This is a genomic window from Promicromonospora alba, from assembly GCF_042654905.1.
Lineage (GTDB): Bacteria > Actinomycetota > Actinomycetes > Actinomycetales > Cellulomonadaceae > Promicromonospora > Promicromonospora alba.
On the sequence record NZ_JBHSFI010000012.1, the window covers coordinates 181780 to 188872 of the forward strand.

The window sequence follows — 7093 nt, forward strand, 5'->3', positions numbered from 1 at the left end:
ATCGGGCTTCACCCCTTACCTGAACGTTGCCGCGTGCCGTACGGTCGTACCAGGGGCCCGCAATGACGCGGATTCCGGCGTGCACGCGACGGGGGTACTCGAATGCGGGTAACAGAGGCTTTGCGGCGCAAGGGCGGCTCGGTCGTCACCATCTCTCGCGACCGGAGCGTACGCGACCTGCTCGCCCTCCTCGCCCAGCACGGCATAGGCGCGGTAGTGGTCTCCGACGACGGCGCGAGTGTCGACGGGATCGTGAGCGAGCGCGACGTCGTCCGCCGCCTGCACTCGGACGGCGACGGCATCCTGGACGGCCCGGTGGACGCGATCATGACCGCCGCGGTGCACACCTGCGGGCCCGAGGCGACGCTCGACGAGCTCATGCCCCTGATGACGGAGCACCGGGTCCGGCACGTCCCCGTGCTCGTCGACACCCGGCTGACCGGGATCGTGAGCATCGGCGACGTCGTCAAGCACCGGATCGCCGAGGTGCAGGCCGAGCGCGATCAGCTGACGGCCTACATCGCCGGCGGGCCGTAGGGCCTTCCCGGTGTCGTAGCCGCGGAGTCGTCGAGGGGCGCCGGAGTGCGACGCCGGACGTGCCGCGCATCGATCCCCCGCCCTCGGCGGAGCAAGAAGAAGAGGAGCGCGCCAAGTCCGAGCGTGGCGACCGTGACGAGGGCGACCGGGACAGCCGGAAAGGCGCTCTGTGGCTCCGGCCTGCGGGCGCTCCCGCCCGCCGCGGCCTCCACGGTCGGGCGTGCGACGGCCGCCGGGGTGGAGAGCACGACCCTGCCGTTCCCGTAGCTGATCTCGTAGGTCTTGCCGCCGACGTCGACCCGGGCACCCTCGTCGAGGCCCTTGAACGTTCCGCTGATCTCGCCGCCCGCGGTGATGACGGAGAGCTCCCGGGGAAGCGGGGCGCCGTCCTCATGGCGAACCTTGAGCGTGGCGCCGCCCAGGTCGGCATCGCCGCCGACCTTCAGCCCTGCGGCCGTGTCCGGCTGGAAGGTGGACCTTCCCCCGAGCGTCAGGTCGCCGCCGACGACGGCCGTCCCGGTGACCCCGAGCGAGCTGTCGACGACCAGGTCCGCGGCGATCTCGGCGCCCGCGAGCGAGAGCGTCCCGCCGGTGACCACCCAAGGACCCTCGGCGGTGCTCTTCCCGGAGTAGGTGAGCGTCCTCGGCCCGGACTTCACGAGGCCGCCGGTCCCCTCGACGCGCCCGGCGTACTTCGTGCTCTTGCTGCTCACGACGGTCATGGTGGCACCGCCGAGACGGAGCGCGGTGCGGCCGACACCGCTCAAGTTGCGCACGGTCTGGTCCCCCGCGGCGGTCACGTCGAGCGTCGCGCCGGGCTTCGAGAGCCCCACGCTCGCCGACGACGCGAGGGTCCCGCCAGCGAGGACGAGCGCGCCGCCCGACACCGTCGTCGGCCCCGTGTAGGCGGTGTCACCGGTGAGCGTCACGGTCGCGGGGCCGGCCTGCTCGAAGGAACCCTTGCCGGAGATCCGGGACAGCTCGATCTCCTTCTCCGCATTGCTGACGACGAGGGCGCCGTCGTCGATGATCTTCGCGCCTTCGGTCCCGGTGATCAGCCAGGAGTCCTGGCCCGGGCTGCCCGTGCCCAGCCGGAGGACCGCCCCGCTCTCGATGGTGGTCGTGCCGTCGTAGTTCTGCTGGTCCGCGAAGGTGACGTCGTTGCCCGGCGTGCCTGCGACGGTGACGTCGCCGACCGCCACGGCGTCCATCGTGTCGTGGTACACCCCGCCGGAGATCGGCGCCCCCAGCGTGACGGGCCCGTTGTAGTCGAAGATCAGGTGCCCGCGGGCGCGGCGCGTGTACAGGTTGATGTAGATCGTCTCGCGGGTGCCGGGCAGGAAGAACCGGTTGTGCGTCCCGTCGCCCCACTGGACGATCGCGCCCTGGATGTTCACGCCGCGCTTGTTGATGTTCTTCGGGACCGCCACGTAGTTCAGGTCGGGGTCCGAGAGCGAGGGGGCGGTCTCCGAGCCCTGGTCGCTCCAGGAGTAGACGCCGGACATGATCACGCGGCTGCCGTCGGGGGCGCCGTAGAAGTTGACGTCGTTCCCCCACTCACGGGAGAAGATGTCGAACCCGAGGACCGTGTCGTAGGCGTGGGGCGTGTCGATCATGAACGAGCCGTAGTTGACCACCTCGGACAGGTTCGGCAGGGACGTCCGGAACTTGTCCCGCTTGCTGGCATGGACCCCGGTGCCGTTGACGACGGTGCCAGAGAACGGATGGTCGCCGGCCAGCTCGACGCCTTCCCAGATGAAGCGGGGCTGGTTCAGGACGCCGCCGCCGGAGAGGATGCCCGGGTGGTACAGCGCACCGCCGACGGCGACGATCAGGGTGCCGTCGACGTGGTGGTTGAGGGCGTTCCAGGCGAAGTTCGGGCAGTCGTACGGATAGTGGCCGACCCGCCCGGTCGTGCCGCCGGTCCCGTCGCCGTACTGGAGCGTCGCACCGGCCTCGACCGTCACGGCGGGCGGATCGGCGTCGCGCATCCGGGCATAGGGGTGGTTTGTGATGCCCAGGATCTCGATGCGCTGCCGCCGGCGGTCCTCGGGGATCTGGAAGTCGCTGTCCGCGGTGAGCACGAGCTTGCCGCGCCCGCTGACCGTCAGGGTGCCCACACCGGAGAGGACGCCGCCGTAGACCACCTCTTCGCCGTCGCCGAGGGTGACGGTGGCGTCGCCCGCGAGCTCGATGTTCTCGCCTCGCCGAACCCGTTCGGTGAGGTCCGTCGCCGCCTGGGTCGGGACGCAGGCCGACGAGGCGGTGACGGACGTCAGCACGACCACGGCGAGCACCCGCAGCAGCAGACGGCGCAGAGGCGACATGGAGGGATGTTAGCGCTCACTTCGCCCGTAGTCGGACAACCGTCCAGGACCACGGCCTCCTCGGCGCGACGGCCGCGGCGCCTCCTACGACCGCGACATCGCCCGGTACTCGTCCTCGAGGATGCTCATCACCACTGCGTCGGCCCAGGTGTCGCCGTCGCGGTAGATGTCCCGCAGACGGCCCTCCTCACGGAACCCGAGCGACTCGTACAGCGCCTGCGCGCGGGGGTTGATGCTGAGCACGTCCAGGCTCACCCGGTGCAGGCCGAGCCCCGGTTCGCCTTCGACACCGTCGAAGGCGAACCGGAGCACCTCGAGGATGGCCTCCCTGCCGTAACCGCGGCCCCTGTAGTTCGGGAGGAGCTGGAGCCGGAGGTTCGCCGAGCGGACGTCCTCGTCGAGGTCGTTGAGCACGATCTCGCCGATCATCTCGTCGCTGACCGGCTTGCCGTCCCGCATCGCGGCCGGGCAGATCGCCCAGTCGTAGCGGCCCGGCCGGTCGCTGACCGTGCTCGCCCACTCGTTGATCTGCTCGCGCGTGAACGTGGCGGTGGTCCCCGTCAGCCGGGTTCCCTCCGGATCCTGCACCGCCTCCCACAGGCGTTCAGCGTCGCGACCCTCGATGGGGCGCAGACGCATCATCTCGCCGCGCAGGAGCGGCCCGCGGGTCACCTGCCCGCCCTCGAACCCAGACTCACGAGCCAATCCGATCCAGCACCAGCTCGCGGACCCGCTTCGCGTCCGCCTGGCCCTTCGTCGTCTTCATGACCGCGCCGATGATCGCGCCGATCGGTCCCTGGTTGCCACCGCGGACCTTCTCCACGATGTCGGGCTGGGCGGCCAGCGCCTCGTCGATGGCGGCGAGCAGCGGTCCGTCGTCCGACACGATCTCCAGGCCGCGAGCCACGACGACCGCCTCCGGGTCGCCCTCTCCGGCGAGCACGCCGTCGAGCACCTGGCGGGCGAGCTTGTCGTTGAGCCGGCCGGAGTCGACGAGCCCCTGCAGCTGCGCGATCTGCGCCGGGGTCACCGCGAGGTCCTCGAGCGTGACCTCGTCCTGGTTGGCCCGCCGGGCCAGCTCGCCCATCCACCACTTGCGTGCGCCGGCGGCGCTGGTGCCCGCGGCGACGGTGGCCTCGATGAGGTCCATGGCGCCCGCGTTGACGACGTCGCGCATCTCGGCGTCGGCGTAGCCCCACTCGGTCTGGAGCCGACGGCGGCGGGCCACCGGCATCTCCGGGAGCGTCGCCCGGATCTCCTCGACCCACTCGCGGCTCGGTGCCACGGGCACCAGGTCCGGCTCGGGGAAGTACCGGTAGTCCTCGGCGTCCGACTTCACGCGGCCCGACGACGTGGTGCCGTCCTCCTCGTGGAAGTGGCGCGTCTCCTGGATGACCGTCAGCCCGGCGTCGAGCACGCCCGCCTGGCGGGACACCTCGTAGCGGACCGCGCGCTCGATCGAGCGGAACGAGTTGACGTTCTTGGTCTCGGTACGGGTGCCCAGGGGCGACCCCGGCGTCGGACGCAGCGACAGGTTCACGTCCGCGCGGACGTTACCGCGCTCCATCCGCGCCTCGGAGACGTCGAGCGAACGGAAGATGTCGCGCAGCGTCTGCACGTAGGCGCGCGCCACCTCGGGTGCGCGCTCACCCGCGCCCTCGATGGGCCGCGTGACGATCTCCACGAGCGGGATGCCCGCGCGGTTGTAGTCGACGAGCGAGTACTCGGCGCCCTGGATGCGGCCGGTCGCGCCACCCACGTGGGTGTTCTTGCCGGCGTCCTCCTCCATGTGCGCACGCTCGATCTCGACGCGGAACACCTCGCCGTCGTCCAGCTCGATGTCGATCCAGCCGTCGAAGGCGATCGGCTCGTCGTACTGCGACGTCTGGAAGTTCTTCGGCACGTCCGGGTAGAAGTAGTTCTTCCGGGCGAAGCGGCAGTTCTCGGAGATGGTGCAGTTCAGCGCCAGACCGATCCGGATCGCGTACTCGACGGCCTTGCCGTTGACCACCGGCAGCGCACCCGGCAGCCCGAGGCTCACCGGGGTCACCTGCGTGTTGGGCTCGCCGCCGTAGGCGACCTCGGCCGCGCAGAACATCTTGGTGAGCGTGCCGAGCTCGACGTGGACCTCGATGCCCAGCACCGGGTCGTAGCGGCGGACAGCATCCTCGTAGGCGACCAGTCCGGTCGTCGTTGCGGCGGTCATCGGGCGAGCTCCGTCGTCTTGAGTTCGGGGGCCTTGTTCAGGAGAGGTCCGCCCCAGCGCGACTCGAGGGCCGCCTCGAGGGCCGCGCCCACGCGGTACAGCCGGTCGTCCGCCTTCGCGGGCGCCAGGATCTGGAACCCGACGGGCAGGCCGTCGTCGGACAGGCCGTTCGGCAGGGACATACCGGGGACGCCGGCAAGGTTGGCCGGGATCGTCGCGATGTCGTTGAGGTACATCGCGAGCGGGTCGTCGAGCTTCTCGCCGAACTTGAACGCGGTGGTCGGCGCCGTCGGCGAGACCAGCACGTCGGCCTGCTCGAACGCCGCGGCGAAGTCGCGCTGGATCAGCGTGCGGACCTTCTGCGCGCTGCCGTAGTAGGCGTCGTAGTAGCCGGCGGAGAGGGCGTAGGTGCCGAGGATGATGCGGCGCTTGACCTCGTCGCCGAAGCCGGCCCCGCGCGTCGCGCCCATGACGCGTTCCGCGGTGACCGGGCCCTCGGCGGGCTCGACGCGCAGGCCGAACCGCATGCCGTCGAACTTGGCCAGGTTGCTGGAGGCCTCGGCGGGCATGATCAGGTAGTAGGCGTCCAGCGCGTAGCCGAAGCTGGGGCAGGAGACCTCGACGATCTCGGCGCCCAGCGCGCGCAGCTGGTCGAGCGACTCGTCGAACCGAGCGGACACGCCGGCCTGGTAGCCCTCGCCCGACAGCTCCTTGACGACGCCGACCCGCAGACCCTTCAGGTCACCCTTCGCACCCTGCTGAGCAGCGGCGACGACGTCGGGTACCGGCTCGTTGATCGACGTCGAGTCGTGCGGGTCGTGACCGCCGATCAACTCGTGCAGCAGCGCGGCGTCGAGCACGGTACGGGTCACGGGGCCCGCCTGGTCGAGCGACGACGCCATGGCGATCAGGCCGTAGCGCGACACACCACCGTAGGTGGGCTTCACGCCGACGGTGCCGGTGACCGCACCGGGCTGACGGATCGAGCCGCCGGTGTCGGTCCCGATGGCCAGCGGCGCCTCGAAGCCCGCGACGGCAGCGGCCGAGCCACCGCCGGACCCTCCGGGGATACGGTCCAGGTCCCAGGGGTTCTTGGTGTTGCCGTACGCCGAGTGCTCGGTCGAGGAGCCCATGGCGAACTCGTCCATGTTGGTCTTGCCGAGGATCGGCAGGCCCGCGGCCTTGATGCGCTCGACGAGCGTCGCGTCGTACGGCGGGATCCAGCCCTTGAGGATCTTGGACCCGGCGGTCGTCGGCAGACCCTTGGTCACCACGACGTCCTTGACGGCGATGGGCACGCCCGCGAGAGCGTGGAGCTCCTCGCCGGCGGCACGCTTCGCGTCGATCTCCGCGGCGGTGGCCAACGCCTTCTCCGAGGAGACGTGCAGGAACGCGTGCAGGTCCCCGTCGACGGCGGCGATCCGGTCCAGGTGTGCCTGCGTCGCCTCGACGCTGGTGACGTCCTTGTTCTTCAGCGCGGACGCGAGGTCAGACGCGCTGAGGCGGGTGATGTCCTGTGTCATGTCGTTGGTTCCCATCACTCTTCGCCGAGGATCTGCGGGACGGCGAACCGTCCGTCCTCCTGCCGCGGGGCGCCGGCCAGTACGTCCTGTATCGGCAGGGCAGGCTCCGGTACGTCGTCTCGGAACACGTTCGTCAGCGGGAGGGGGTGGCTCGTTGCCGGCACGTCTGCGGTAGCGACCTCGCTCACGCGAGCGATGGACTCGACGATCACGTCGAGCTCACCGGCCAGGCGCGAGACCTCGTCCGGTCGCAGGTCGATCCGTGCCAGCGCAGCCACGCGCGCAACCTCGTCACGGGAGATGGTGGACATGGCCCCAAGTCTAGTCGCCGGACGGCGTTCGATCTCCCGGATAGCCGCGCGTTCGCTGTGAGATCTCGGCTGAAACACTGCCCAGAAATGCAGGAAGGGGGTGGAGCGGCACGACCCCGAAGGTTTCGTGCTGCTCCACCCCCTTGCTGGGAATGGTTGTCCGGCGGCGTCCTACTCTCCCACCCCGTC

Annotated in this window: 6 protein-coding genes; 1 reads left to right on the plus strand and 5 read right to left on the minus strand. The window is 70.5% G+C overall.

What is annotated here, in order from left to right:
* Positions 1-102 precede the first annotated feature (102 nt).
* Positions 103-537, plus strand: coding sequence for a CBS domain-containing protein (locus ACFO6V_RS28730; protein WP_377142707.1), 435 nt, complete (start codon positions 103-105; stop codon positions 535-537).
* On the opposite strand, the gene ACFO6V_RS28735 is transcribed toward ACFO6V_RS28730, so the two are convergent.
* From ACFO6V_RS28735 to gatC, 5 genes are all read right to left on the minus strand, one after another.
* The gene (locus tag ACFO6V_RS28735; RefSeq protein ID WP_377142709.1) at positions 516-2864 is read right to left on the minus strand and encodes an autotransporter-associated beta strand repeat-containing protein; all 2349 of its coding nucleotides are present in this window, start codon (positions 2862-2864) and stop codon (positions 516-518) included. The genes ACFO6V_RS28730 and ACFO6V_RS28735 overlap by 22 nt on opposite strands.
* 84 nt (positions 2865-2948) lie before the next feature.
* Positions 2949-3536 carry a GNAT family N-acetyltransferase gene (locus ACFO6V_RS28740; RefSeq protein WP_377142725.1) on the minus strand — a complete coding sequence of 196 codons (588 nt, stop codon included), beginning with the start codon at positions 3534-3536 and terminating at the stop codon, positions 2949-2951.
* A 22-nt stretch (positions 3537-3558) separates the two neighbouring features.
* Complete coding sequence (gatB, locus tag ACFO6V_RS28745; RefSeq protein ID WP_377142711.1) at positions 3559-5070, minus strand: Asp-tRNA(Asn)/Glu-tRNA(Gln) amidotransferase subunit GatB; 1512 nt, start codon at positions 5068-5070, stop codon at positions 3559-3561.
* Entirely contained in the window at positions 5067-6593 is a 1527-nt protein-coding gene (gene gatA / locus ACFO6V_RS28750; protein ID WP_377142713.1) for an Asp-tRNA(Asn)/Glu-tRNA(Gln) amidotransferase subunit GatA, read from the minus strand. Before gatA ends, gatB begins: the two co-directional genes overlap by 4 nt.
* Positions 6594-6607: 14 nt before the next feature.
* A complete protein-coding gene (gatC, locus tag ACFO6V_RS28755) occupies positions 6608-6904 on the minus strand; it encodes an Asp-tRNA(Asn)/Glu-tRNA(Gln) amidotransferase subunit GatC (protein WP_377142715.1) in 297 nt (98 codons plus the stop codon).
* Positions 6905-7093: the final 189 nt, after the last annotated feature.